At 56.4% G+C, this 26,933-nt stretch carries 29 protein-coding genes; 18 read left to right on the plus strand and 11 right to left on the minus strand.

Going from position 1 to position 26,933, the window contains the following annotated elements; all coding sequences use genetic code 11:
- Positions 1-114 precede the first annotated feature (114 nt).
- The 7 genes from rsxA to nth are packed head-to-tail and all read left to right on the plus strand — an operon-like array spanning position 115 to position 6,491.
- Positions 115-696 (plus strand): electron transport complex subunit RsxA, encoded by a 582-nt coding sequence (gene rsxA, locus K5Y33_RS06605; protein ID WP_101764524.1) that lies wholly within the window; start codon positions 115-117, stop codon positions 694-696.
- On the plus strand, positions 696-1,274 hold the full coding sequence (gene rsxB / locus K5Y33_RS06610) for an electron transport complex subunit RsxB (protein ID WP_222233528.1): 579 nt from the start codon (positions 696-698) through the stop codon (positions 1,272-1,274). The genes rsxA and rsxB overlap by 1 nt, the downstream gene beginning before the upstream one ends.
- Entirely contained in the window at positions 1,267-3,468 is a 2,202-nt protein-coding gene (rsxC, locus tag K5Y33_RS06615; RefSeq protein WP_222233529.1) for an electron transport complex subunit RsxC, read from the plus strand. The genes rsxB and rsxC overlap by 8 nt, the downstream gene beginning before the upstream one ends.
- Entirely contained in the window at positions 3,469-4,527 is a 1,059-nt protein-coding gene (gene rsxD / locus K5Y33_RS06620) for an electron transport complex subunit RsxD (protein ID WP_222233530.1), read from the plus strand.
- A gap of 2 nt (positions 4,528-4,529) precedes the next feature.
- A complete protein-coding gene (gene rsxG, locus K5Y33_RS06625; protein ID WP_222233531.1) occupies positions 4,530-5,165 on the plus strand; it encodes an electron transport complex subunit RsxG in 636 nt (211 codons plus the stop codon).
- Positions 5,158-5,859: an electron transport complex subunit E gene (locus tag K5Y33_RS06630; protein ID WP_008110261.1), complete on the plus strand. Its 702-nt coding sequence runs from the start codon at positions 5,158-5,160 to the stop codon at positions 5,857-5,859. Before rsxG ends, K5Y33_RS06630 begins: the two co-directional genes overlap by 8 nt.
- Positions 5,856-6,491, plus strand: coding sequence for an endonuclease III (nth, locus tag K5Y33_RS06635; protein ID WP_222233532.1), 636 nt, complete (start codon positions 5,856-5,858; stop codon positions 6,489-6,491). The genes K5Y33_RS06630 and nth overlap by 4 nt, the downstream gene beginning before the upstream one ends.
- 142 nt (positions 6,492-6,633) lie before the next feature.
- Here the strand turns inward: nth and K5Y33_RS06640 are convergent, their stop codons facing one another.
- Positions 6,634-7,323, minus strand: coding sequence for a CTP synthase (locus K5Y33_RS06640; protein ID WP_222233533.1), 690 nt, complete (start codon positions 7,321-7,323; stop codon positions 6,634-6,636).
- A gap of 653 nt (positions 7,324-7,976) precedes the next feature.
- On the opposite strand from K5Y33_RS06640, the gene dtpA reads away from it, so the two are divergent.
- The 3 genes from dtpA to gstA all read left to right on the plus strand — a co-directional run bounded on the left by dtpA (position 7,977) and on the right by gstA (position 11,216).
- Positions 7,977-9,482 carry a dipeptide/tripeptide permease DtpA gene (gene dtpA, locus K5Y33_RS06645; protein WP_101764531.1) on the plus strand — a complete coding sequence of 502 codons (1,506 nt, stop codon included), beginning with the start codon at positions 7,977-7,979 and terminating at the stop codon, positions 9,480-9,482.
- A 147-nt stretch (positions 9,483-9,629) separates the two neighbouring features.
- Positions 9,630-10,511: a LysR family transcriptional regulator gene (locus K5Y33_RS06650; RefSeq protein WP_222233534.1), complete on the plus strand. Its 882-nt coding sequence runs from the start codon at positions 9,630-9,632 to the stop codon at positions 10,509-10,511.
- 99 nt (positions 10,512-10,610) lie between these two features.
- Entirely contained in the window at positions 10,611-11,216 is a 606-nt protein-coding gene (gene gstA, locus K5Y33_RS06655; protein WP_222233863.1) for a glutathione transferase GstA, read from the plus strand.
- A gap of 113 nt (positions 11,217-11,329) precedes the next feature.
- Here gstA and pdxY read toward each other — a convergent pair whose 3' ends face one another.
- From pdxY to anmK, 5 genes are all read right to left on the minus strand, one after another.
- The gene (pdxY, locus tag K5Y33_RS06660) at positions 11,330-12,190 is read right to left on the minus strand and encodes a pyridoxal kinase PdxY (protein WP_101764534.1); all 861 of its coding nucleotides are present in this window, start codon (positions 12,188-12,190) and stop codon (positions 11,330-11,332) included.
- Between the two features lie 56 nt (positions 12,191-12,246).
- On the minus strand, positions 12,247-13,521 hold the full coding sequence (tyrS, locus tag K5Y33_RS06665) for a tyrosine--tRNA ligase (protein ID WP_008110275.1): 1,275 nt from the start codon (positions 13,519-13,521) through the stop codon (positions 12,247-12,249).
- A 139-nt stretch (positions 13,522-13,660) separates the two neighbouring features.
- Positions 13,661-14,317 carry a pyridoxamine 5'-phosphate oxidase gene (pdxH, locus tag K5Y33_RS06670; protein ID WP_101764536.1) on the minus strand — a complete coding sequence of 219 codons (657 nt, stop codon included), beginning with the start codon at positions 14,315-14,317 and terminating at the stop codon, positions 13,661-13,663.
- 20 nt (positions 14,318-14,337) lie between these two features.
- On the minus strand, positions 14,338-14,667 hold the full coding sequence (locus K5Y33_RS06675; protein WP_110866045.1) for an MliC family protein: 330 nt from the start codon (positions 14,665-14,667) through the stop codon (positions 14,338-14,340).
- 9 nt (positions 14,668-14,676) lie between these two features.
- A complete protein-coding gene (gene anmK / locus K5Y33_RS06680) occupies positions 14,677-15,798 on the minus strand; it encodes an anhydro-N-acetylmuramic acid kinase (protein ID WP_222233535.1) in 1,122 nt (373 codons plus the stop codon).
- A gap of 275 nt (positions 15,799-16,073) precedes the next feature.
- Between anmK and slyB the strand changes: the two genes are divergently transcribed.
- Positions 16,074-16,541 carry an outer membrane lipoprotein SlyB gene (gene slyB, locus K5Y33_RS06685; RefSeq protein ID WP_008110282.1) on the plus strand — a complete coding sequence of 156 codons (468 nt, stop codon included), beginning with the start codon at positions 16,074-16,076 and terminating at the stop codon, positions 16,539-16,541.
- A gap of 40 nt (positions 16,542-16,581) precedes the next feature.
- On the opposite strand, the gene slyA is transcribed toward slyB, so the two are convergent.
- Positions 16,582-17,019 (minus strand): transcriptional regulator SlyA, encoded by a 438-nt coding sequence (slyA, locus tag K5Y33_RS06690; protein WP_007892783.1) that lies wholly within the window; start codon positions 17,017-17,019, stop codon positions 16,582-16,584.
- Positions 17,020-17,170: 151 nt separating this feature from the next.
- Between slyA and K5Y33_RS06695 the strand changes: the two genes are divergently transcribed.
- From K5Y33_RS06695 to K5Y33_RS06705, 3 genes are read left to right on the plus strand one after another with little or no spacing between them, the layout of a single operon-like run.
- Positions 17,171-17,407 (plus strand): DUF1656 domain-containing protein, encoded by a 237-nt coding sequence (locus K5Y33_RS06695; protein WP_008110284.1) that lies wholly within the window; start codon positions 17,171-17,173, stop codon positions 17,405-17,407.
- Positions 17,408-17,413: 6 nt separating this feature from the next.
- Positions 17,414-18,271: an HlyD family secretion protein gene (locus K5Y33_RS06700; protein WP_222233536.1), complete on the plus strand. Its 858-nt coding sequence runs from the start codon at positions 17,414-17,416 to the stop codon at positions 18,269-18,271.
- A gap of 7 nt (positions 18,272-18,278) precedes the next feature.
- On the plus strand, positions 18,279-20,276 hold the full coding sequence (locus tag K5Y33_RS06705; RefSeq protein ID WP_222233537.1) for an FUSC family protein: 1,998 nt from the start codon (positions 18,279-18,281) through the stop codon (positions 20,274-20,276).
- Here the strand turns inward: K5Y33_RS06705 and K5Y33_RS06710 are convergent, their stop codons facing one another.
- The 4 genes from K5Y33_RS06710 to K5Y33_RS06725 form a co-directional block, all read right to left on the minus strand.
- A complete protein-coding gene (locus tag K5Y33_RS06710) occupies positions 20,277-20,744 on the minus strand; it encodes a hypothetical protein (protein WP_101764541.1) in 468 nt (155 codons plus the stop codon).
- 130 nt (positions 20,745-20,874) lie between these two features.
- Complete coding sequence (gene sodC / locus K5Y33_RS06715) at positions 20,875-21,393, minus strand: superoxide dismutase family protein (protein WP_222233538.1); 519 nt, start codon at positions 21,391-21,393, stop codon at positions 20,875-20,877.
- Between the two features lie 80 nt (positions 21,394-21,473).
- Positions 21,474-22,370 (minus strand): aldo/keto reductase family oxidoreductase, encoded by an 897-nt coding sequence (locus tag K5Y33_RS06720; RefSeq protein ID WP_222233539.1) that lies wholly within the window; start codon positions 22,368-22,370, stop codon positions 21,474-21,476.
- A gap of 71 nt (positions 22,371-22,441) precedes the next feature.
- Positions 22,442-22,681, minus strand: a complete 240-nt coding sequence (locus K5Y33_RS06725; RefSeq protein WP_008110296.1) for a DUF1289 domain-containing protein — start codon at positions 22,679-22,681, stop codon at positions 22,442-22,444.
- A 228-nt stretch (positions 22,682-22,909) separates the two neighbouring features.
- Here K5Y33_RS06725 and eptA point away from each other — a divergent pair, with 228 nt between their 5' ends.
- The 4 genes from eptA (at position 22,910) to gloA (ending at position 26,838) form a co-directional block, all read left to right on the plus strand.
- Positions 22,910-24,547, plus strand: a complete 1,638-nt coding sequence (gene eptA / locus K5Y33_RS06730) for a phosphoethanolamine transferase EptA (RefSeq protein ID WP_222233540.1) — start codon at positions 22,910-22,912, stop codon at positions 24,545-24,547.
- 39 nt (positions 24,548-24,586) lie between these two features.
- A complete protein-coding gene (locus K5Y33_RS06735) occupies positions 24,587-25,183 on the plus strand; it encodes a TetR/AcrR family transcriptional regulator (RefSeq protein ID WP_101764545.1) in 597 nt (198 codons plus the stop codon).
- Positions 25,184-25,231: 48 nt separating this feature from the next.
- Positions 25,232-26,329, plus strand: a complete 1,098-nt coding sequence (locus tag K5Y33_RS06740) for an alkene reductase (RefSeq protein ID WP_222233541.1) — start codon at positions 25,232-25,234, stop codon at positions 26,327-26,329.
- Between the two features lie 101 nt (positions 26,330-26,430).
- Positions 26,431-26,838: a lactoylglutathione lyase gene (gene gloA / locus K5Y33_RS06745; RefSeq protein ID WP_007892766.1), complete on the plus strand. Its 408-nt coding sequence runs from the start codon at positions 26,431-26,433 to the stop codon at positions 26,836-26,838.
- Positions 26,839-26,933 lie beyond the last annotated feature (95 nt).

Here is a 26,933-nt window from a genome sequence, read left to right on the forward strand (position 1 = left end):
TTTCGTCAGCAATTTAATTCTGAGTGCTCTCAATGCTCACACAAACCCGTTGAAGGTTGAGATGCACCTCTCAATTCCGGATAATAGACGCCTTTCGGCTTCCCAGGTTAAAAAATGACCGATTACTTACTTCTCTTTGTTGGCACAGTGCTGGTGAACAACTTTGTGTTGGTCAAATTCCTCGGCCTTTGCCCATTTATGGGCGTGTCAAAAAAACTGGAAACGGCCATTGGCATGGGACTTGCCACCACTTTCGTGATTACGCTGGCGGCGATCTGCGCCTGGCTGGTGAATCACCTGATTCTGGTGCCGCTTGATCTGGTCTATCTGCGCACCCTCGCCTATATCCTGGTGATTGCTGTTGTAGTGCAGTTCACCGAAATGGTGGTGCGTAAAACCAGTCCGTCGCTCTATCGCCTGCTGGGTATCTTCCTGCCGCTGATCACCACCAACTGTGCGGTGCTGGGCGTGCCATTATTGAGCGTTAACCTCAATCACACCTTCTTGCAGGCGGCGCTGTATGGCTTCAGTGCGTCACTCGGCTTCTCGCTGGTGATGGTGCTGTTCGCCGGCATGCGCGAGCGTCTGGTACTGGCGAATGTTCCCGCGCCGTTTAAAGGTAACTCGATTGCGCTGATCACCGCTGGTCTGATGGCGCTGGCCTTCATGGGCTTTACCGGGCTGGTGAAATTCTGATGACCGCGATTTGGATTGCGATTATCGCGCTGGCTGCATTGGGCCTGGTGTTTGGTGCCCTGCTGGGTTACGCCTCACGTCGCTTCGAGGTGGAAGAAGATCCGATTGTTGAGCAGATCGATGAGATTTTGCCGCAGAGCCAGTGTGGTCAGTGCGGCTATCCCGGCTGCCGCCCGTATGCCGATGCGGTGGGTAACAACGGTGAAGCGATCAATAAGTGCGCGCCTGGCGGCGAGCAGACCATGCTCAAGCTGGCTGCGCTGCTCAACGTTGAACCGCAACCGCTCGACGGCGGCGCAGACGTGCTGGAGCCGATACGTACTGTGGCCTGGATCGATGAAGAGAATTGCATCGGCTGCACCAAATGTATTCAGGCTTGCCCGGTGGACGCCATCGTGGGTGCCACGCGCGCCATGCACACCGTGCTGAGCGATGTCTGCACCGGCTGCGATCTCTGCGTTGCGCCTTGCCCGACCGACTGCATTGAGATGCGCCCGGTTGCCACCACCACGACCAACTGGAAGTGGAATCTCGACACCATTCCTGTACGGGTGATCCCGGTAGAAACCCATGCTTAATTTGTTAAACCTGTTCCGCAAAGAGAAGTTGTGGGATTTTCAGGGCGGCATTCATCCGCCTGAGATGAAAACACAGTCCAACGGTACGCCGCTGAGCCAGTTACCCCTGCCTGAGCGCTTTATCATTCCGTTAAAACAGCATATCGGCCATGAAGGCGAGATTTGCGTGGCGCCCGGCGACAAAGTGCTGCGCGGCCAGCCGCTGACCTTTGGCGGCGGACGCATGCTGCCGGTGCACGCGCCAACGTCCGGCACCATCGAAGAGATTGCGCCACACATGACGGCGCACCCTTCTGGCCTCTCCGAGCTGTGCATTTTCCTGCGTGCCGACGGCGAAGATCGCTGGACCACGCTCGATCCGCAGCCCGATTACCGCGCCCTGTCGCGTGAAGAAGCGGTAAAACGCATTCACAATGCGGGCATCGCTGGATTAGGCGGCGCGGGCTTCCCGACCGCCACCAAACTGCGCGGCGGCCTGCGCGGCGTGAAAACCCTGATCATCAACGCCGCCGAGTGCGAGCCGTACATCACTGCCGATGACCGTTTAATGCAGGATTGTGCCGCCGAAGTGCTGGAAGGCTGCCGCATTCTGGCGTGGGTGTTGCAGGCGGAACGCGTGCTGATCGGCATAGAAGATAACAAACCGGAAGCCATTGCCGCGCTGAAACAGGCATTAGGCGGCGATCGTGAATTGCAGATTCGCGTGATTCCGACCAAGTATCCGTCTGGCGGCGCGAAACAGCTGACGCAGATTCTCACCGGCCTCGAAGTGCCACACGGCGGACGTTCCACCGATATCGGTGTGCTGATGCAAAACGTCGGCACCGCGTGGGCGGTAAAACGCGCCATCGTAGACGGCGAACCGATCACCGAACGCGTGGTGACGCTGACCGGCGCAGCGCTGGCGCGCCCGCGCAACGTCTGGGGACGGCTCGGTACGCCGATCAGCCACCTGCTGCAGCATGCCGGTTTTACGCCGGGATCGCGCCAGATGGTGATCATGGGCGGTCCGCTAATGGGCTTTACCCTGCCGTCGCTGAACGTGCCGCTGGTGAAAATCTCCAACTGTATTCTGGCGCCGTCGGCCAGCGAAATGGGCAACGATCAGCAAGAGCAATCCTGTATCCGCTGCAGCGCCTGCGCGGATGCCTGCCCAGCGAAACTGCTGCCGCAGCAGCTGTTCTGGTACAGCCAGGGCGGCGATCACGAAAAAGCACGCGCGCACAATATTGATGACTGCATTGAGTGCGGCGCCTGCGCTTACGTCTGCCCGAGTAACATTCCGCTGGTGCAATATTACCGCCAGGAAAAAGCCGAACTGCGCGCCATCGATCTTGAAGCGAAACGTACCGCCGAAGCGAAAGCGCGTTTTGAAGCGCGTCTGGCACGTCTCGAACGCGAAAAACAGGCGCGTGAAGCGCGTCATGAACAGGCTAAACAGCGCGTGGCGCGTAGCGATCAGGGTGAACTCGACGCCGCCGTGGCACGCGTGAAAGCGCGTCAGGAAAAAACGCCGGAGCAGGATGCTGCGGAACGCGAAGCGCGTCATGCACAAGCCTTAGCGCAGCAGGCCGAGAAGCAAGCTGAAACGCAGGCGCTGAGTCGTCAGTCCGGCGATCCGCGTAAAGCGGCGGTGGAAGCCGCAATTGCCCGTGCGAAAGCGAAGAAAGCGGGCGCACCGGCGGCTGACGTCGCGCTTGCCGAGCCGCCAGCTGATGCGCCTGCGGCAGAAGTCGATCCGCGTAAAGCGGCGGTGGAAGCCGCGATTGCGCGTGCGAAGGCGAAAAAAGCTGCCGCTGCGGCAGAACCCGCACCCGCTGAGCCGCCAGCCGTCGCGCCTGCTGCTGAAGTCGATCCGCGCAAGGCCGCCGTTGAAGCGGCGATTGCGCGCGCCAAAGCCAAAAAAGCCGCCGCTTCCGCACAACCCGCTGCACCGGCACCCGCCGAGCCGTCAGCTGATGCACCTGCTGCTGAAGTTGACCCGCGCAAGGCCGCCGTTGAAGCGGCGATTGCGCGCGCCAAAGCGAAGAAAGCCGCCGCCGCTGCCGCGCAGCAGGCTGAAGCCACATCTCCTGAAGTGGAGGCTGCTGCCTCTCCTGACTCCGCCGACCCACGCAAAGCGGCGATTGCCGCTGCGGTCGCCCGTGCCAAAGCGCGTAAAGCGCAGCAGCAGCCTTCGACGACTGAGGATTAAATGGCTTTTCGTATTGCAAGTTCTCCCTATACCCACAACCGCCGCAGCACCGGCAATATCATGCTGCTGGTGGTGTTTGCCGCGCTGCCGGGCATGGCCGCACAATGGTATTTCTTTGGCGTCGGTTTCTTAATTCAGGTTTTGCTGGCCACCGCCACCGCGTGGGCCACCGAGGGGGCGATTCTGCGCCTGCGTAAAACGCCGGTGGTGCCGACTTTATCCGATAACTCTGCCCTGCTCACCGCGTTGCTGCTGGGCATCAGCCTGCCGCCGCTCGCGCCGTGGTGGTTGGTGGTGTTAGGTACCATTTTCGCCATCGTCATCGCCAAACAGCTGTATGGCGGTTTGGGGCAAAACCCGTTTAACCCGGCAATGGTCGGTTACGTAGTGCTGCTGATCTCCTTCCCGGTGCAGATGACCAGCTGGCTGCCGCCCGATAGCCTGCAGGCGATCAAACCCGGCCTGCTGGATTCGCTCAGTATGATCTTCACCCACCACACGCTGGCCGGTGAAACCATGCAGCAGCTGCAGCTCGGCGTTGATGGCGTCAGCCAGGCGACACCGCTCGATACCTTTAAAACCGGCCTGCGTGCTGGGCACAACGCTGAACAGCTGCTGGCGGAGCCGATCTACAGCGGCGTGTTAGCCGGTGTTGGCTGGCAGTGGGTTAACCTCGGTTATCTGCTGGGCGGCGCGCTGCTGCTGGCAAAGAATGCTATCCGCTGGCACATTCCGGTCAGTTTCCTCGTCTCGCTGGCGTTCTGCGCCACGCTGGGCTGGGTGTTCTCGCCGGAGTCGCTTAACTCACCGCTGATTCACCTGTTCTCCGGTGCCACCATGCTCGGCGCGTTCTTTATTGCTACCGACCCGGTGACCGCCTCCACCACCAATCGCGGCCGCCTGGTTTATGGCGCGCTGATTGGTTTGCTGGTGTGGCTGATTCGCAGCTTTGGTGGCTATCCGGACGGCGTCGCCTTCGCGGTATTGCTGGCCAATATTTGTGTGCCGCTGATTGATTACTACACTCAGCCGCGCGTTTACGGCCATCGCAAGGATTGAAGATGATCGAAGCTATTCGTAAAAATGCGGTGACGCTGGCGGCCTTTGCGGTGATCACCACCGGCGTGACGGCGGTGGTTAACTATGTCACCAAGCCGACGGTGGAGCATCAGACCGCGCTGCAACAGAAAAACCTGTTAGATCAGGTGGTGCCGAACGATCTGTATGACAATCACATCCAGCAAGAGTGTTATCTGGTGACCGATGCGCTGGCGTTGGGCAATGATCGCCCGCACCATCTCTATTTAGCGCGTAAAGGCGATCAGCCGGTGGCCGCCGCGCTTGAGACCACCGCGCCAGACGGCTATTCTGGGGCGATTCAGATGTTGGTCGGCGCCGATTTCCACGGCAAAGTGCTGGGCGTGCGCGTGGTTGAGCACCATGAAACGCCGGGCCTCGGCGATAAAATCGAACTGCGTATTTCAGACTGGATTAACAGCTTCAATGGCAAAGTGATCCACGGCGCGGATGACAAAAATTTTGCGGTGAAAAAAGACGGCGGTGAATTCGACCAATTTACCGGCGCAACCATTACGCCACGCGCGGTGGTCAACGCCACCAAGCGCACCGCGCTGCTGATTGAAACACTGCCAGCGAAGCTTGCTTCGCTGCCTGAATGTGGAGATGCAAATGAGTGAAGCCAAGAATTTACTGGTCGGCGGCCTGTGGAAAAATAACTCCGCGCTGGTGCAGCTGCTCGGTCTCTGTCCGCTGCTGGCGGTGACCTCAACCGCGACCAACGCCCTCGGTTTAGGCCTGGCGACCACGCTGGTGCTGACCATCACCAACAGCGCAATTTCCGCCTCGCGTCGTTGGGTGCCGGCCGAAATCCGAATTCCGATTTACGTGATGATCATCGCTTCAGTGGTGAGCTGCGTGCAGATGCTGATCAACGCCTATGCGTACGGCTTGTATCAGTCGCTCGGCATCTTTATCCCGCTGATCGTCACCAACTGCATTGTCGTCGGTCGCGCCGAAGCGGTCGCCTCAAAAAGCAGCATTCCGCTCTCCGCGCTGGACGGTTTTGCCATCGGCATGGGCGCAACCTGCGCGATGGTAACACTGGGATCGATTCGTGAACTGATTGGCAGCGGCACGCTGTTCAACGGCGCGGATCAGCTGCTGGGGCCGTGGGCCAAAGCGCTGCGTATTGAAGTGGTGCACTTTGATTCCCCGATGCTGCTGGCGATGCTGCCACCGGGCGCCTTTATCGGCCTTGGCATGCTGCTGGCGGCAAAATACCTGATCGATCAGAAGATGAAACAGCGTGCGGCCACCCGTGCAGCAGCGCCTGAAGCGGAGCCGCAAGGCGCAACCGGGAAAGCGGTGTGAATAAAGAGAAACGCGCGCAGATCCTGACGCGCCTGCGTGATGAGAATCCGCATCCGACCACAGAACTGAACTTCAGCACGCCGTTTGAGTTGTTGATTGCGGTGTTACTCTCCGCGCAAGCCACCGACGTCAGCGTCAACAAAGCTACCGCGAAGCTCTATCCGGTGGCGAATACCCCGGCAACGATGCTGGCGCTGGGCGTGGATGGCGTGAAGGAGTACATCAAAACCATCGGCCTGTTTAACAGCAAGGCGGAGAACGTAATCAAGACCTGCCGCATTCTGCTGGAACAGCATGATGGCGAAGTGCCGGAAGATCGTGCGGCGCTGGAAGCGCTGCCGGGCGTCGGGCGTAAAACCGCCAATGTGGTACTGAATACTGCTTTCGGCTGGCCGACCATCGCCGTTGACACCCATATTTTCCGCGTCAGCAATCGCACCCGCTTTGCGCCGGGCAAGAATGTGGAAGAAGTGGAAGATAAGCTGCTGAAAGTGGTGCCGGCGGCGTTTAAAGTCGATTGCCATCACTGGCTGATTCTGCACGGTCGCTATACCTGCGTGGCGCGCAAACCGCGTTGCGGATCCTGTCTGATCGAAGATCTGTGTGAATTCGACGCTAAAACCGAACTCTGAATCGCGGGCTCTGACACATCTGCTGCGTCACGGCAAATGTGCCCTTTTCAACTGTGCGCACTAAAGCTTCATAGCGGGCCCCGGCCAGCGCACTCGCTGCTGGCTTAACTGACACGCATTACGCCATAGACAAGCTGCGTATTTAACCTGCGGCGGCCTGCAACCAGGCGACCACCAGCGGCGACAGCCGGTTTTGTAACGCTGCCCGCTCGGACTGGAACAAGGTGGCGACAAAGAACGGGTGATCGGTCAATTCAATGCCGCGCACGTCGCCTTCCATATCCCACGACGTGATCTGCAGATTCTGCGTCGCCAGCGCTGCGCTGAACTCGGCGTTGACGCCAAAGTTGCAGTGATAACCCTCATCGCTCTGTAACGCACCGTAAGCCCGAGCAATACGTGAACCCGGCTGGAAGGTCACGCTGCCACGCTGTTCCACCAGCGAACAGGCCAGTGGCGCAATCACCCAGCGACCGCTGGGATCGGTTTCCGCATGCGCCGCATCTTCCCAGCCCAGCACATTGCGCGCGTACTCAACGATGGCGTACTGAAATCCGCCGCACGAGCCCAAAAATGGCTTACCGCTTTCCCGCGCCCAGCGAAGGGTGGCAAACACGCCCGCATCATTGAGATAAGGACTGCCCGGAACCAGCCAAATCGCCTGGTAATCATTGAGGTTGTGCTGATTGAGTTCCGGCGTGGCGATCCAGTCGGCGCTGACGTTGAGTGAAAGGGTTTTTGCAGCGAGTTGTACAGCGGGAGGAATGGCCTGATGCGCAACGGCATTAGCACGGTAATCGCCAATCAGGGCGACACGAATCGACTTCATCATGACTACGTCCTTTCAGGGAAAAAAGGAGGTTACAGCAAAGTTAACCCGCTGTCTAAACGCCTTTAAACGTCGATTTATGCGGCTTTCGTTTCCACGCATTGTGCTTATGGACGCCTGTTTATCTGCCAAATAAGGTGTCAGACCGCGCTAATCTTCGCCAGATATCAGCTACGCAAACGTTTTCTTCTTTTACCCTGATAATTAATTCGTGGTTTTGTGCGCAGGATCAACTAATTAGCGTTCTGGAATCTTTTGACTGCTTATTACGCTCACCAATCAAGCTGTTGTGCTTATATTGTGCACAACGGCAATAATAATCTCTGTATAAATTATGGTCTTTAGCGTTATGTTCTGATAAATCCGCTCTGAGCAGTTTATATCAGGAAAATGATCTTCACGATCTGCATTTCACCTGTTTATCCTGATATAATGCCATCAAGCGAGATTTAACACTGATTTACAACTTTGTATAACGGCATTAACCCTACCTATTGCAAGTATTTCAGCGTGCAGAAAATGCTTGCCCTGTTGGACTGATTCAGCCAAATTAGTCGCCGTTTTTCCTTTCTAATAACAATGTTGCGCGGGATTACCCAGCCCGACGCAGACTTAATTCCTGTCGCAAAACAGGCTATGTTAAAACTGAGGTATACGTGTCAACTGCAAACAAACACACTGACGGGGCGCCAAGCCTCAACGCTTTTAAGCAACCGAAAGCGTTTTATCTGATCTTCTCCATCGAACTGTGGGAACGTTTTGGTTACTACGGCCTGCAAGCCATCATGGCGGTTTACCTGGTTAAACAGCTGGGCATGTCCGAAGCGGACTCCATTACGCTGTTCACCTCGTTTAGCGCGCTGGTGTATGGTTTAGTCGCCATCGGCGGCTGGCTCGGCGATAAAGTGCTGGGTACCAAACGCGTCATCGTGCTCGGCGTAATGGTGCTGGCGCTGGGTTATGCGCTGATTGCCTTCTCCGGCCATGACACCTCAATGGTGTATATCGGCATGGCGACTATCGCGGTAGGTAGCGGTTTGTTTAAAGCTAACCCGTCTTCCCTGCTGTCGACCTGCTACGAGAAAGATGACGCGCGCCTCGACGGTGCCTTCACTATGTTCTACATGTCGATCAACATCGGTTCGCTGTTCTCGATGATGCTGACGCCGTGGCTGGCCGCGAAATATGGCTGGGGCGCCGCGTTCTCGCTGTCGGTTGTCGGTCTGGTGATCACGCTGCTGAACTTCCTGTTCTTCCAGCGTGTAGTGAAAAACTACGGATCCAAGCCGGATTTTGCCCCGCTGCAGATGGGTAAACTGCTGATGACGCTGATTGGCGTGGTAGCACTGATTGCGCTGGCGGCCTGGCTGCTGCATCACCAGAGCATCGCACGTATGACGCTGGGCGTCATCGCCGCAGGTATCGTGGTGATCTTCGCCAAAGAAGCCTTCGCGCTGAAGGGGGCAGCACGTCGTAAGATGATCGTGGCCTTCCTGCTGATGGTTGAAGCGATTGTGTTCTTCGTGCTCTACATGCAGATGCCGACCTCACTCAACTTCTTCGCTATCCGCAACGTTGAGCACGCGATTCTCGGCATCACCTTTGAGCCGGAGCAGTTCCAGGCGCTGAACCCGTTCTGGATTATGCTGGCAAGCCCGATTCTGGCCGCGGTGTACAACAAGCTTGGCGATAAAATGCCGATGCCACACAAATTCGCCTTCGGTATGGTGCTGTGTTCAGCGGCCTTCCTGGTGCTGCCGTTTGGTGCCAAATTTGCCAACGAAGCCGGTATCGTCTCAGTGAACTGGCTGATCCTTAGCTATGCGCTGCAGAGCATCGGTGAGCTGATGATTTCCGGTCTGGGCCTGGCAATGGTGGCACAGCTGGTACCACAACGTTTAATGGGCTTCATCATGGGTTCGTGGTTCCTGACCACCGCGGGTGCGGCAATGATTGCCGGTAAAGTCGCGAACCTGATGGCGGTGCCGAATGATGTGACCGATCCACACACGTCACTGGCGGTCTACAGCCATGTGTTCCAGCAGATTGGTATCGCCACCGGCGTGATCGCCCTGCTGATGTTAATCACCGCGCCACTGCTGAACCGCATGACGCAGGATGATAGTCAAACTGAACTGAAACGCGCCAGCGCCAATCAGTAAGCAGAAAGCCGGGCATGTCCCGGCTTTTTTCTACCCACTATTTCTCCGCCATTCACATTTCCTTTAACGATTTCTGCTACCCACACTTCGCTTTTTGCTCGCTTAACTTCATGATGTCGGCTCACTGTTAATCTGAGTGGAATAAGCATGGACAGGTTTGATGAGCTTGAGGTGTTTGTCGCGGTTATCCAGCAAGGCAGTTTGGCTGGCGCCGCACGTTTGTTACAGCGATCGCCACCGGTGATCACGCGCACCCTCAACACCCTTGAAGCCCGCCTCGCCACCACTTTGATTGAACGCACCACGCGCCAGCTGGCACCCACCGAAGCTGGCTGGCAGCTGTTTGAGCAGGCACAGCGCGTGCTGAGCGATTATCAGCGCGCCATCGACAGCGCTCACCACAGCGGCCTGCATGGCTTGCTGCGTGTAACCGCGCCGGTGCAGTTTGGTCGTCGCCACGTCATGCCCCTGGTGAATGCCTTCCTGCAACAGCATGCGGAGATGCAGATTGAAGTGGTGCTCAGCGACAGCTATCAGGACCTGATCGAGAACGGCCTCGATATCGCGCTGCGCATTGGTGCACTGCAGGACTCTTCGATGGTGGCGCGTCAGGTTGGCACTGTGCGTTCAACGCTGGTTGCCAGCCCCGACTATCTGCAACAGGCTGGCACGCCTGTTCATCCCACTGAACTGACTCAACATGCGTTAGTGACGAGCCTGCGCCATACGCGCGAGTGGCGCTTCGCTCACGACCTGCGCGTGCGCATCACGCCGCGTCTGCGGGTGAATGACGTGGAGAGCCAGCTGGAAGCGCTGCGCAGCGCACACGGCATCGGACGGCTGCTGTCGTATCAGGTTCTCGACGATATCCACAGCGGGAAACTGCTGCGCTTGCTGCCAGAATGGGAACCCGCGCCGCTTCCGGTGCAGTTAGTGACCCAGCGTGTGAAGAATATGACGCCTAAAGTGCGGCAATTTTGGGATTTTGCGCTCGAAAAGCTGCCGTTACTGCCATGCTTTGCTGAATAAACCTGAACGGTGACCGCAATTCCTGATCGCAGTCACGGGTAAATATCCCTGGCAGACTTATGCTGCTTTGATCACCACAACATTCAAGGAGAAGCCATGATGAAACTCTATTGTAAGCCCGGTGCCTGTTCGCTATCACCGCATATTGTCGCGCTGGAATGCGGGCTCGACTTCACCCAGGTGAACGTGGACCTGCAGAAGAAAGTGACCGAGCAGGGAGAAGATTACTGGCAGATTAACCCGAAAGGACAAGTGCCGGCGCTGCAGTTTGACGATGGCAGCATCCTGACCGAAGGCGTGGCGATTGTGCAATATCTGGCGGATCTCAAGCCGGATCGCCATCTGCTGGCACCGACCGGCAGCCTGACGCGCTATCACACGCTGGAGTGGTTGAGTTTTGTCAGCAGCGAACTGCACAAAAGTTTTAGCCCGCTGTTCCGTCCGGATACGCCGGAAGAGTACAAAACCATTGCTCGTGCGCAGCTGGAGAAAAAGTATCAGCAGGTGAATGAGGTGTTGCAGGATAAACAGTGGCTGCTGGGATTACGCTTTACCGTTGCCGATGTGTATCTGTTCGTGGTGACGCGCTGGGCTAAAGCCATCAAGCTGGATTTAGCGGGGCTGGATGCGCTGGAAGCCTGGTTTAATCGGGTTGCAGAGCGCCCAGCGGTGCAAGCGGCATTGAAGGCGGAAGGTTTGGTTTGATCCGGCGCTATTCTTCGTCGGGTCGCTATCAGTGCGTACGCCCCAGATCGTTGGATCGTCATTCATGGTGAGCTGAATGGCAGGTGCGCAGGACTGCGCACCTCACGGGGAATTTACAGCTTTTCAGCGGCGAAATGCTGTGTGGGCTTGGCAATCGCATCCTGCGCGGCCACCAACTGCAATTCGTACTCGCCCATTTCGTGGGTTTTCAGCATCACTTCATAAACCGCCGCGGTGATGTGCTCGAGCGCATCCTGCAGCGACTTGCCGTGCAGCAGATCGACCAGCAGCAGACCGCTGGTGAGATCGCCCACGCCAACCGGCTGACGCACGCCAAAGTCCACCAGCGGACGGCTAATGTGCCAGCACTCATCGGCGGTCACCAGCAGCATCTCAAAACGATCGCTACGACGTCCGGCACGCGCCAGATGTTTCACCAGCACCACTTTCGGGCCTTTGCTAATCAGTTCTCGTGCCGCAACCACCGCTTGCTCGACGTTGGCCACTTCATGGCCGCTGAGCATCTCCAGCTCCAGCAGGTTCGGGGCGATGATGTCACTGGCGGGCAACGCCATTTTACAGTGAAACTCCGCCACGCCCGGCGCCACGATGCAGCCTTTCTCCGGATGGCCCATCACCGGATCGCAGAAGAACCACGCATGCGGATTGGCTTCTTTCACCAGACGCACGATCTCCAGAATCTGTTCGCCCTGCTCCGCCGATCCCAAATAGCCGCTCAGCACCGCATCACAGGTTTTCAGGCGGTCAACTGCCGCAATGCCTTTAACGATGTCGGTCAAATGCGTGGCGGGCATTACGGTGCCGGTCCAGTGTCCATATTGGGTGTGATTAGAAAATTGCACGGTATTCAGCGGCCAAACGTTTGCGCCCATGCGGCGCATCGGGAATTCGGCAGCGCTGTTACCGGCGTGTCCGTAAACAACGTGAGATTGAATTGCGAGAATATTTTTCATTTTGCCCTGTACTGCTGTCTTGCCATAAAAAAGGGCCGGAAGCCGGCCCTGAACGCTTACTGCCAGTTAATCAGGCAGTAATGTTTTTTACCGCGACGCAACAACGTGAAACGTCCAAACAGTTTATCGCTGTCGCTGAAACGGTACTCCGCATCTGACTGTTTTTCGCCATTCAGCGATACCGCGTTAGAACCGATCATGGTGCGCGCCTGGCCGCGTGATGGCACCAGCTCAGCCGCCACCAGCGCCTGCTGCAAATCGTCTTCTGCCGTCAGCGTGATGGTTGGCATGCCGTCCTGCGCCAGCTGCTCGAAGTCCGCTTCGGTCATCGCGCTCAGGCTGCCGGAGAACAGGCTCTCGGTGATGCGTTTTGCCGCAGTTAAGCCGCTTTCGCCGTGCACCAGACGCGTCACCTGCTCAGCCAGCACGTATTGCGCGCGTGGCGCTGTGCCGCTGTTTTTGTCTTCTTCTTCCAGCGCATTGATCTCTTCAATGCTCATGAAGGTGAAGAACTTCAGGAAGCGATATACGTCGGCATCCGCAGTGTTGATCCAAAACTGGTAGAACTTGTATGGACTGGTTTTCTTCGCATCCAGCCACACTGCGCCACCTTCGGTTTTACCGAACTTGGTGCCGTCAGACTTGGTGATCAGCGGTACGGTCAAGCCCCACGCCTGCTGCTGATGCAGACGACGCGTCAGATCGATACCGGAGGTGATGTTGCCCCACTGATCGGAACCGCCAATCTGTAACACCACATCGTGACGCTTGTTCAGCTCCGCAAAGTCATAACCCTGCAGCAGGTTGTAGGAGAACTCAGTGTAAGAGATGCCCTGATCTTCGCGGTTCAGACGCTGTTTCACCGCTTCGCGGTTGATCATCTGATTCACTGAGAAGTGCTTACCGATGTCGCGCAGGAAGGTCAGCACGTTCATGCCGCCAAACCAGTCGTAGTTGTTCGCGGCAATCGCGCTGTTGTCGCCGCAATCGAAGCTGAGGAAAGGCGCGACCTGGTTGCGGATCTTATCCACCCACTCGCCAACGGTTTCAGCGGTGTTAAGTTTACGTTCTGCTGCTTTAAAGCTGGGATCGCCAATCAGACCGGTGGCACCACCCACCAGCGCGACCGGCTTGTGTCCGGCATCCTGAAAACGTTTCAGGCAGAGCAGCGGCACCAGATGGCCCAAATGCAAGCTATCAGCGGTAGGATCGAAGCCGCAATAGAGTGCAATTGGCCCTTGCGCCAGTCGCTCTGCTAACGCTTCTTCATCCGTTACCTGGGCGACTAAGCCCCTTTCTTGCAATTGTTGTATCAGGTTACTGCTGGTCATCACTGACTCCAAATTGATCAGACTGCACCTAGGCTGGTACACAGCTTTCCGCTGACGTGCGGAGACGAAAAAAAAGAGGGCTATAGCATAAAGCGCTGACGCCAACTGCGCCAGCGTTGAAAGGGGATAAAACGCAGTTTTACGGGGCTAAACGGTCAATCGACCAGCCATTGTCATTACGCTGGTAGAGGAAGCGATCGTGCAGACGATGTTCGCCGCCCTGCCAGAACTCCACGGTGTGGAATCTGACACGGTAGCCGCCCCAGAAACTCGGCAGCGGCACGTCGCCCTGCTGGAATTTCTGTTTGAGTTCGAGGAACTTGCCTTCCAGCACGCCGCGCGCCGAGATGCGGCTTGATTGCTTCGACACCCATGCGCCAATCTGGCTATCACGCGGGCGGCTGCTGAAGTACTTCAGTACCTCCAGCGGCGACAGTTTTTCCACTTCGCCCAGCACCATCACCTGACGCTCAAGGAAGTGCCATGGAAAGTGCAGCGAAATACGCGGATTCTCTGCCAGCTGCAGCGCCTTGCGGCTGCCGAGATTGGTATAGAACACCATGCCTTGCTCATCGTAATGCTTCAGCAGCACAATGCGCTGATAAGGTTGGCCGCTGCTGTCAACGGTGGCGACCGTCATTGCCGTCGGATCCGGCAACTGCGCGGTGCAGGCCTGCTGCAGCCACTGCTCAAACAGCGCCAAAGGGTTATCGGGCAGATCTTTACGTCGCAGCCCGCCGCGGGTGTATTCACGACGCAGATGGGCAATATGTTGCAAGCTGTCACTGTCGCTCATGCTGTTTCTCTTTCTCACGTTTACTGAACGGAGGTATCCGCGTTCTGCAATTCACAATCATTAATCACGATTTTGTTATTACGTTCAACAAAAGCGCCATTACCTTTTGACCAGAAGACGTAAGTGCCGTCGCTGTAGCGCGCGCCAGAGGCCGACACCGTTTGTGCCAGCGTCAGGGGCTTACCATCCAGAATAAAGCTCACCTGCTGCTTCGCGTTATCCTGAGTGACCGTCAGCGGCAAAGTCCCGCATTGATAGCGCAGCTGTTGCGGTGCCTCTTCCTGCTTATGCATCATGCCGCAGCCACTTAATAGCGCCACGCTGCTCAGTATCATCATTATGTTTTTCATTTTTACCTCTTAACGACCAAGTCGGGGATTGGCGGGGTAAATTGCGCCCAATACGCTCATGTCCCGCGCGCCCGTTACCGCCGGCAGGTTGCCCGGTAACCCATTTAATGTGCGAAACGCCAGCCACGCAAAGGCCAGCGCTTCCATATCATCACCGCTGATGCCCGCTTCGTCGGTGGTACCGACTTCCGTTCCCGACAGATGCGTGGCCAGCCGCGCCATCAGCAGTGGATTTCGGCTGCCACCACCGCAGACCAACAGACGATCGCAACCGTCGTTGAGCTGCACCTGCTGCGCAATGGTTAACGCCGTCAGCTCGGTCAGCGTGGCCTGTACATCCTGTGGTGCCAGCGCCGGGAAACGCTGCAGCTGCTGCTCGATCCAGCTGAGATTGAAATATTCGCGCCCGGTGCTTTTTGGCGGCGGCAGTGCAAACCACGGATCGCTGAGCATCAACTCCAGCAGCGCTGGAACCACCTGTCCGCTGCGCGCCCAGGCGGCATCTTTGTCGTACGGCAAACCTTTGTTGCGCCAAATCCACGCATCGATCAGCATATTGCCCGGCCCGGTATCAAAACCGCGTACCGGCTGGCCGGGGATCAGCAGTGACAGATTAGCGATGCCGCCGATGTTCAGCACTATGCGGCGCTCAGCGCTGTCCATCAATAACGCCTGATGGAAAGCCGGCACCAGCGGCGCGCCCTGCCCGCCGAGCGCCATGTCGCGGCGACGAAAATCCCCAATCACCGTGACGCCGGTTGCCGCCGCGATCTGGTTGTTATCGCCAATTTGCAGTGTATTCGGCGCATCACTTTGCGGCTCATGCCACACCGTTTGTCCGTGGCAGCCAATCGCCATAATGTCGCTGGCCTCCAGCGACTGCTGGTGCATCAAGGTTAAAACCGCCTCGGCGAACAGCTTGCCCAGCCGCGTATCCAACTGCCCGAGCTGCGACAGCGTCAAGGTTTGCCCCTGACAAATGGCCAGCACCTGCTGGCGCAATTCCTGCGGGATGGGATGACAATAGCTGGCCTGCTGCGCCACCATTTGACCATCAATGGCCGCCAGTACCACGTCCACGCCATCAAGGCTGGTGCCGGACATCACGCCAATATAGCGTCCTGATTTCATAGCGGTTCACTCCCTTAACATCGTCTGGCTTAAGCCTGGCAAATTACCGGGTCTAATTCTATGATAAAATTCCGCTTTTCAGCGTCACTGCACAGTGCATTCCAGCTCAGAAATATTTTCGTTGGGTAATTGAATTTTTGTTGAGGGACGATGGTCTATGCTTCGCCCCAGCCGCGTTTTATACGGACTTAGCGTCATTTGCCAGTTTTCTGTCTTATACTCTGTGCAGTACAGGATGAGAAACATGGCGTTTTTTTGCATTAAGGAGCGTTCTGATGATTAAGCGTTTTGTAGCCGTGGCGTTGACCGGCTTAACTCTGGCAGGTTGTGCCAACGACAGCACCCTTTCCGGTGACGTTTACAGCGCCAGCGAAGCTAAACAAGTACAAAGTGTTTCCTATGGCACGCTGGTTTCTGTTCGTCCGGTGAAAATCCAGGGCGGCGATGAAAACAACGTGATTGGCGCAATTGGTGGTGCAGTACTGGGCGGTTTCCTCGGTAACACCATTGGCGGCGGCAGCGGTCGCAGTCTGGCAACCGCTGGCGGTGCGGTACTCGGTGGCGTAGCCGGTCAGGGCGTTCAGGGTGCGGTCAATAAATCTGACGGTGTCGAGCTGGAAATCCGCAAGGATGATGGCAACACCATCATGGTGGTGCAGAAGCAAGCTGCCACCCGTTACTCGGTTGGCCAGCGCGTCGTGATGGCGTCAAACGGCAGCCAGGTTACCGTTTCGCCACGTTAAGCGGACAGATAAAAAAAACCGACGCCTGGCGTCGGTTTTTTTATTTCTCGCGGTTATGAAACTCAAGAATGTTTTTTTCCAGCCGCGCAATCAGCGTCACCATCTGATTGATCTCCTCCAGGCTGATGCCGGAAAGGATGTCATCGCGCGTGGCATCAATCACATTCTCAACCTGCTCGATAATCGGCTCAGCCTGCTTGGTCAACTTGATGCGCTTGGCGCGACGATCGTTGGCGCAGGTCGCGCGGGTGATCAATCCTTTCTCTTCCAGCTGATCCAGCGTGCGCACCAGTGAAGGCTGCTCAATGCCGATCGCTTTGGCCAGCTGAATTTGAGACTGCTCTGGCGGGAGTTGATGAATATTGTGTAGCGTCACCCAGTGTGTTTGTGTCAACTCAAGCGGTTTTAAACGCTGATCGATTAACGCGCGCCAAATGCGCACCAGACGAGACAGATCGGTTCCCAAGGGCGTATCCATTGCATCTCCTTATAATTAGCTTGCTAGCTATTAAGCCAGATTTTACACTATTCTGCGAGTTTACCTGGCAAATTACAAATACCAGGCCTGCATATACGCTTGCCGTCTACTCGCTATTTAGATGATTCCCGGTCAAAAAGGATGATGACACGTGTCCCTAACCGCCTTTTCCCCCAGCGCCCCGCTTACCGACCTGGTGTTCGGTGCGTCGCTGTTTTTCCCGCCGCTGTTTAAAGCGGTGTTACTCGGTTTCTTTTTCTGGTTGTTGATTCACCCGCTGATACGCGGCTGGATCTACTCCGGCGATGTCTGGCATCCCACCTTGATGGACCTTTCCCTGTTTGTACTGTGCGTCGCTGGCGCATTGTGGTTACTGAGCCTCGGATAAATCACTATGAAATTCAACCCTTTTAAGTATTTTTCAACCCTGGTGATTTTTGCGCTGGCCCTGCTTGCCGGATGGTGGATGTGGAATTACTACATGCAATCGCCATGGACGCGTGACGGCAAAGTGCGCGCCGAGCTGGTGGATATCACGCCGGAAGTGTCCGGTCGCATCATCGCTCTGGAAGTGCGCGACAATCAGTTTGTGCATAAAGGCGACGTGCTGCTGAAGCTCGATCCGGTGCCGTTGCAAATTGCACAGGCCAACGCCGAAGCCCAACTGGCTAAAGCGCAGGCCGATCTGGCCAAAGCGCAGCATGAAGCCAATCGCCGCGCCAGCCTGCCGCGCAACGTCATTTCAGCGGAAGATATGGATGCCGCCCGCTTAACCGCCAATGCTGCCGCAGCGACGGCAAAAGCGGCGCAGGCTAGCCTCGATCAGGCACGCTGGAATCTTGATCAAACCACCATTACCGCGCCCACCGATGGCTGGATCAGCAACCTGACGCTGCGCACCGGCAACTACGCCAGCGCCGGTACGCCGCTGTTTGCGCTGGTCGACAGCCACTCTTATTACGTGATGGGCTATTTCGAAGAGACCAAGCTGCGCCATATTCAGCCCGGCGCTGCCGCGCAAATTGTGTTGTACAGCAACGGCGCGCATTTGCAGGGCACGGTGGAGAGTATCGGACGCGCCATTTATGACCAAAGCGTCGCCAGCGATGGCGGGCTGGTGCCGGATATCAAGCCAAACGTGCCGTGGGTGCGCCTGGCGCAGCGCGTGCCGGTGCGTATTCGCTTAGACGCGTTGCCGGAAGGCGTGCCGCTGGTGGCAGGCACCACCTGCACCATCTCCATCGCCCACTGAGGTTGTGATGAATTTTCAGTGGCTGGCGTGGCAAAATCTGCCGTGGATAAAAGCAAGTGGGGGCGAGTGGCGCTACGCGCTGCGTAATGGCATCGCGATGTGTCTCGCCTTGACCATCGCCTATGCGCTGCAACTCGATCAACCTTACTGGGCCATGACCTCGGCGGCGGTGGTGAGTTTTCCCACCGTCGGCGGCGCCATCAGTAAAAGTCTGGGGCGCATCGTTGGCAGTTTGCTCGGTGCCAGCGCCGCGCTGCTGATCGCCGGACACACGCTGAACGAACCCTGGCTGTTTGCCTTTTTCATGGCCGGGTGGCTGGCGTTCTGTACCTGGATCGCCAATCACTACCAAAATAACGTGGCCTACGCGTTTTCGCTGGCGGGTTATACCGCCGCCATCATCGCCTTTAGCAGCGTCAACATCACCGATGTCACTCAGCTGTGGGATATCGCCCAGGCGCGCGTGTGCGAAGTGATCTCCGGCATCCTGTGTGCCGGATTGATGATGATGATTCTGCCCAGCACTTCAGATGGCAACGCGCTGATGAGTTCACTGCGTAAGATGCACGCGCGTTTGCTGGATCATGCGGTGTTATTACTGCAGCAAAGCAGCACTGATAACGTGCGCACCGCCCATGAGAATGTCATTAGCCAGATTCTCACCATGAACCTGCTGCGCATTCAGGCGTTCTGGAGCCACTATCGCTTCCGCCGCCAGAACAACGTGCTGAACTATGTGCTGCACCAGCAGCTGCGTCTCACCAGCGTACTCTCCAGCCTGCGCCGCATGTTGCTGAACTGGCCCGATGCGCCACCCGAACTTTACGACGCCATGGCCAAACTGTTGCAGGACCTGGCGCAGCCGCAGTGCGACAAATACCGTTTGGCGCTGATTCTGCGTGGCATCACGCCATCAGCAACCGGTGATTACCGTCAACGCGCCTTCGTCCAGCGACTGCGTTATTTCTGCTGGGTGTATCTCAATGTGAATCGCTGGATTCGCCTGATTGAAAGCGCCGATGCCGATACCCGTTTTCAGCCGCCGTATACGCCCTCGCTGGCGCGCGAAAGCGACAGTGCTGAAGCCGGCTGGAGCGCGCTGCGCACCTTCAGCGTCATCATGCTGGGCTGCGCCTTTTGGATCACCACGCAATGGGATTCCGGTGCCGCCGCCCTGACGCTTACCGCCATCGCCTGCGTGCTTTACTCCTCCGCGCCCTCGCCCAGTGGCAGCGTCTCGCTGTTGCTGAAAACCTTGCTGTGGCTGTCGCTGTTTAGCTTTGTGCTGCAGTTCGGTTTGATGGTGCAAATCAGCGCGCTGTGGCAGTTTTTACTGGTGCTATTCCCGCTGCTGCTCACCTTGCAGTTGTTCAAACTGCAGCAGAAGAAACGCGCCGGGATGTGGGGGCAATTCATTGTTTTTATGGGATCCTTTATCGCCGTCACCAATCCGCCGGACTGGGATTATCAAAGCTTCCTCAATGACAATATCGCCAAGGTGTGCGGCGTAATGCTGGCGTGGCTGGCGTTTCAGGTGCTGCGTCCCAGTTCCGATGCGCGTCGCAGTCGTCGGCATATTCGTGCCCTGCGCCATGCGTTTCTCGATCAGCTTCGCCGCCATCCGCGCCTGAGCGAAAGCCACTTCGAATCACAGATTTATCATCATATTAGCCAGCTCAGTAACAGTCGTGACGAGCAAGCGCGCGTCTGGCTGCTGCGCTGGGGCGTGGTGTTACTGAACTGTTCCCACATTGTCTGGCAGCTGCGCGAATGGCAGCCGACGTCGGCTACGCTCAGGCAAATGCGTGATAGCAGCCTGCAGGATCTGCAACGAATTATAAGTCTGCGCGGCGTACATCACACCGCGCTGCAGGCCACGCTGGATGAGCTGGAAACCCTGATTGAGCAACTGCAGCAACAGGAGAGCGAAGCCAATACGCTGGCGGGCATTTTGTGGCGCCTGCGCTGCTCACTGGCCCAGTTAGCGCAGGCGGTACCGGATTGATTACTGACAATATTGCGTGGTCTGACGATTAAAATCATCCTGCAACTGCTGCAGCGATTTCTGTCCTTCAAAGCGGGTTTTATCCTGATCGGACATCGGTTCAATTACCAGCGCCTTCTCTTCTGAAGAGTAGATAAAGCGGCGATACAAAGTGGTGCCGGTGAAACTTTTGCCCTGAATACCGCCGCACACCACTGTCATCGCATGACGATAAGTTTCGCTGTGGGTGAAGTTGGTTTCGGTGGCGCTGCGCAAAACATTTTCGCAGCCATTGGCTTCGAGCCGATGAAGGGTGTGCTGAGTCAGCCATTCACGGCCACGCGCAATCTTCTCACAGCCGACGCGCAGCGGATTGGTATCAATGGTGCGTTGCAGTTGTCGACTGGCATCTAAACGCAGCTGTGTGTCGTTGGGTTGATCGCATCCCACCAGCAATAAACATAACAACATCATCCCACGCGCTTTCATTCCTGCCCCTGAAGGTTTTATTCCTGAATCAATATCATAGGATGGAAAAACCGCGGAGAGTAGCAAGAAAATGGGTCAACTTTTTTCAGCGTGAGGAAAGGGGGGCGACAAGCTGCTGCCGCCCAAAGCATTAAATTACGCCGCAGGCAAAACGCGCCCCGCCGCCGCCAAGCGGTTGCGGATGGTCGGCATGATTATCGCCGCCCACATGCACCATCAAGGCTTTACCTTTGATTTCACTCAGGGATTTGATGCGTGGCGCAACGACCGGGTACGTCGCCTTGCCATCATCTGTGACAAACAGCGCGGGTAAGTCGCCAAGGTGACCATCGGCATACGGACCAAGATGCTTGCCGGATTTTCGCGGATCGAGATGTCCGCCCGCCGCACCGGCCGCCACCGTTTTACCGTCCGATTCGCCCGGTTCACAGCTGCCTTTAGCATGAACGTGGAAACCATGAATGCCGGGTTTCAGGCCGCTTAACGCTGGGGTAAATTGCACACCGTATGGCGTTTCGCTAAGCGTGACGGTGCCAATCGCTGCCCCGATGCCTTGCGCCGTGGTTTCATGCAGCGTGACTTCTTCTGACGCCGCCTGCGCACCCGCGGCGCAGGCCAGAGCCAGCATAACAATGAGGGTTTTCTTCATAACGTCTCCTTACGGTTAGATTCCCTCTAAGCCTGGACTGCTTTCATCCAGGCTGCCGTAATTTGACGCAGCTTTACGCTTTAGGGCACATCGTAGCCGATGGCGGCTTTACGGATGCGGAACCATTGCTGGCGATCCAGCGTCAATTGGCACGCGCCAACCGCCTCTTTTACACGTTCGATTTTACCTGATCCAATAATCGGCAGCGGACGGCTTGGCAGTTTCATCACCCATGCATACACCACCTGCTCGATATTGCTGGCGCCGATCTCCTGCTTCACCTGCTCCAGCTCATCGCGTAGCGGCTGATAGTGCGGATCGTTAAACAGGCGACCGCCGCCGAGGCACGACCACGCCATTGGGCGAATGCGATTTTGCTGGCACTGATCGAGTGAGCCATCCAGCAGCGACGTTTGCTCCAGCGGAGAGATCTCCAGTTGATTGGTGACCAGACTGAACGGCAAACGCGATTGCAGCAGCGTGAACTGCGAGGCGGTGAAGTTGGAGACGCCAAAATGGCGTACTTTGCCGCTCTGATGCAGCGCCATAAAGGCTTCGGCAATCTCATCCGCGTCCATCAACGGATCCGGGCGATGAATCAACAGCAAATCGAGGTAATCGGTATGGAAATGGCGCAGCGAATTTTCGGCGCTGTGCAGAATGTGGCTGGCTTCGGTGATGTAGTGTCCAATGCGGTGTTCAGGCTTTGCGCGCGTCGCAATGCCGCATTTGGTGACGATTTGCAGCTTCTCTCGTAACCCTGGCGCGAGGCGCAGCGCGGCACCAAAGGCGGCTTCACATTGGTAATCGCCGTAGATGTCGGCGTGATCGACGGTGGTGATGCCCAGCGCTAAATGGTGCTCAATAAACTGCACCACTTGCTGCGGCGTCATGCCCCACTCCATTAAACGCCAGTAACCGGCGATCAGCGGTGAAAATGAGGGTCCCTGCGGTGCAATAGCCTGCGCTTGTAACATGGTTAAACTCCCTAAACACGGTTCCAGATGACGAAAGCGGGAGTATAACGGAAAGGCAAATCATCGTTTTCTTAAAACAGTTCCGGTTGTTGTGGATCATGATCTTCATCCACTTTTTGCTGCCGCTGCAGGCGCAAAAAGCGTTGCCGGCACAAGCGCAGCACATCGCGCTTTTGCGCATCGCTGAATTTCATCCAGTTAAAGCGCTCTTCCCGGCTGCGTAAACAGCCACGACAATAGCCACGCGCGTCACTCTGGCAAATCCCACGACACGGGCTGGGAACGGGGAAGAACTCAAGTTGCTCGGCCACATCCACTCCGCAATTAACATCTCATATCATATTGATAACAGCTTAATGACATTGTGCAAAGCGTAGACGCCCATTGTGCATAATCAAGCCATTACGCTGTCTGGTTACGCCTGTTTACCAAATAGCCAGCATTTATCGGATTTGGATGGTTTATGTTTACTGTTGGTTAAGGTTTTCCTCAGCTTGTCTTCATACGATTGTCACACGACTTCTTACCGTTGAGTTTTCATGAGATTCCCGACCACCCTGCAGTGCGGCACCAGCGGATTTAACCTTATCGCAGCGCTGTTCTTCGCATTAGTTTTGAATGCCCTGTTCTTGCTGCGTGCCTGGGAAATGATTCCTTACGATCATCCCCACGATTATCTGTTCGCCGCCAGTATTCCGCTGGTACTGGCCTCGGCTTTCTATTTTATTTTCTCACTTGCTGCATGGCCTTATCTGCGCAAGCCGTTGCTGATTGTGCTGGTGTTCGTCAGCGCCGCCGCCAATTACTTCATGCACAGTTTTGGCACGGTGATCGACACCAATATGATGCAAAACGTCTTTGAATCTGACCCGCAGGAAGCCTCAGCGTTGTTCAGCAGCCGCTATCTACTCTGGATGTTATTGATGGGGATGGTGCCGGTGGCGCTGATTTGCGGCGTGCGTATTCGTCGTGGACCGCGCTGGTGGTGGAATCTGCTGCAACGCCTGACGGGCGCACTGGGCGCAATATTGGTGATACTGCTGATGGCGGCGCTGTTTTACAAAGATTACGCCTCGCTAATCCGCAATAATAAAAATCTGATCAAGATGATTACCCCGGCCAATATCGTCAGCGGCACCGGCCACTATGTCGATCAACGCTATCTGCAAGGTAGCCAGGCGCTGGTGAAAATCGGTGAAGATGCTCATAAAGGTCCGTTAATCTCCACAGCGACTAAAAAAACGCTGGTGGTGTTAATAGTGGGTGAAACGGCGCGCGCCGAGAACTTTTCGTTGGGTGGTTACGCGCGAGAGACCAATCCAGAATTGAAAAAACAGCAGGTAATTTACTATCCCAACGCCAGTTCCTGTGGCACAGAAACCGCCATTTCGGTGCCCTGTATGTTCTCGAATATGCCTCGCGTGCATTACGACGCCAATCTGGCGCACCACCAGGAAGGCGTACTCGACATCCTCGCCCATGCGGGCGTAAGCGTACTGTGGCGCGAAAATGATGGTGGCTGTAAAGGCGCCTGTGACCGCGTGCCGCACACCGATATGACGCAGTGGAAACTGCCGCAATATTGTCACGATGGTTTTTGCCAGGATGAGGTGTTGCTGCATCGTCTTGATAACTATGTTGCCAGCCTGCACAACGACGGCATTATCGTGCTGCATCAGATGGGCAGCCACGGCCCAGCCTATTATCAGCGTTATCCGGCTGAGTTCCGCCGTTTCACGCCCACCTGCGACAGCAAGCAGATTCAGGATTGCGATCATCAGGCGCTGGTGAATACTTACGATAACTCGCTGCTGTATAGCGACGACATGCTGAGCCGCACCATCGATAAGCTTAAAGGCCTAAGCGATCGCTTCAATGTGGCGCTGGTTTATCTCTCCGATCACGGCGAATCGCTTGGCGAGCGCGGGATGTATCTGCACGGCGCGCCTTACCTGTTTGCGCCTGCGCAGCAAACACACATTCCTCTGCTGATGTGGATGTCACCGGGATACGCGGCGGCGTACCACATCAATGATACCTGTTTACGCCAGCAAGCGGCTGACGCCAAGGTTTCGCAAGATAATCTTTTCCATACGGTTTTAGGCATGTTCAATATCCAGACGCAGCAGTATCAGCCGCAGCTAGACATGATCAGATCGTGCCAAACTGCCGCCTGAGGGTTGCGTTAGACTGACTGGTCTAATAACCTGCCCCCCATGAATAAGACTCTGCAACGCAACGATACCCGTGAACACCTGCTCGCTATTGGCGAGCAGGTTTGTTTACAGCGCGGCTTTACCGGCATGGGTTTGATCGAGATGCTGGCGCTGGCGGAAGTCACGAAAGGCTCGTTCTACCACTATTTCGGTTCGAAAGAGGCCTTTGGCGTGGCGCTGATTGAGCGCTACTTCAGCCATTTCCAGCAGCAGATTGATCAGCAGTTGAGTCTGCCCGATTTAACGCCGACCGAGCGGTTGTTAGCGCATTTCCGCTATGGCGAACGGCTGTTTATCGAGCAAGGTCATATTGTTGGCTGTCTTGGCGTAAAATTGTCAGCCGAAGTGTGCGATCTCTCTGAGCCGATGCGCGATGCACTGCAACAGGGTGCCAACGCCATTATCGCTGCCTACACGCGCTGTTTGACTGAGGTGGCGGCTGAGCAGCCGCTGCCGTTTGGGCAAACGCCGCAGCAGCTGGCGCAGCGCTGCTACTTGCTGTGGCTCGGAGCCAGTTTGCAGAGCAAGATTTCCCGAGAGCCGGGCCCGATTAGCCTGGCACTCGACACCATCGAACAGTGGCTGATAAGTCACTGATTTTAAAACCCCATTTACTAGACGACCGGTCTTCCTGGAGCAATCAATATGGCGAGTAAGCAGCTGTTCTCCCCACTTAAAGTGGGCGCGATTACCGTACCGAACCGCATTTTCATGGCCCCGTTGACGCGTCTGCGCAGCATTGAGCCGGGCGATATCCCTACGCCGCTGATGGCAGAATATTATCAACAGCGCGCCAGTGCCGGTTTGATCATCACCGAAGCCACCCAGATCTCTTTCCAGGCGAAAGGCTATGCCGGTGCGCCAGGTCTGCACACACAGCAGCAAATTGCCGCGTGGAAAATGATTAACGAGGGCATTCATGCCGCCAACGGTCACAGCGCTGTACAACTGTGGCACACCGGCCGCATTTCTCATCACAGCGTGCAGCCCGAAGGCAAAGCGCCGGTCGCCCCATCCCCACTAGCGGCAGGTACGCGCACGTCCCTGCGCGCCGCGGATGGTTCTGTTTATCGTGAAGACACCTCCGTGCCACGCGAGTTGTCAGTGGCTGAAATTCAGCAAATCGTACAAGATTTTGGTCAGGCCGCTGCTAATGCGCGCGAAGCCGATTTCGACCTGCTGGAGCTGCACTCCGCGCACGGCTATCTGATGCACCAGTTCCTCGCACCAGGTTCAAACCAGCGTACCGATGAGTACGGCGGTTCGATTGAAAAGCGTGGCCGTTTCGCGCTGGAAGTGGTGGATGCGACGATTGCCAATTGGTCTGCCGATCGTATTGGTATCCGCGTTTCACCAATCGGTGCTTTCCAGAATCTGGACAATGGCCCGGAAGAAGAAAAAGCGGCGCTGTGGTATATCGCCGAGCTGGGCAAACGCGGCATCGCCTATCTGCACCTTTCTGAGCCAGACTGGGCGGGCGGACAGCCTTACAGCGATGCATTCCGTGAAAAAGTGCGTGCCCTGTTCCCAGGCGTGATCATCGGTGCCGGTGCTTACACCGTTGAGAAAGCCGACGATCTGATTGCGCGTGGCCTGATTGACGCCGTGGCCTTTGGTCGCGACTTTATCGCCAACCCGGATCTGGTTGCCCGTCTGCAGCAGGATGCGCCACTCAATCCGCAGCGTCCTGAGAGTTTTTACGGTGGCGGCGCGGAAGGTTATACCGATTATCCAACCCTGTAAGAAAATGGCTGCCGCGGCGGATAGGCGGCAGCGTTATTTCATCAGTGTGTATACTAAGTTGCTTGTCATGCACTGATGACGTTTTAAAAAAAGAGGATGTTATGCGTTTACTTCACACCATGTTACGCGTTGGCGATTTACAACGTTCAATCGATTTCTACACCCGCGTGCTCGGCATGCGCGTACTGCGTCAAAGCGAAAACACCGAGTATAAGTACACCCTGGCATTCGTTGGCTACACCGAAGAGAGCGAGGGCGCGGTGATTGAGCTGACTTACAACTGGGGCGTGGATAAATACGATCTCGGCAACGCTTACGGCCATATCGCGCTGGGCGTGGACAATGTGGCTGACACCTGCGAACGCATTCGCAGCGCGGGCGGCAACGTAACGCGTGAAGCGGGCCCGGTAAAAGGCGGTTCGACTATTATTGCGTTTGTTGAAGATCCAGACGGCTACAAAATCGAGCTGATTGAAAACAAACATGCCGGTCACGGCTTAGGCAACTAAGGTTGCTCGTCAGCCTGCTATTTGCAGGCTGACTTCCCTCTCCTGCTGCACCCTCCTGCGATTTTTGCCATAATGCGCGCTGCCCTATTTATTGC

This window comes from Pantoea sp. DY-17, assembly GCF_019795975.1.
GTDB lineage: Bacteria > Pseudomonadota > Gammaproteobacteria > Enterobacterales > Enterobacteriaceae > Pantoea > Pantoea leporis.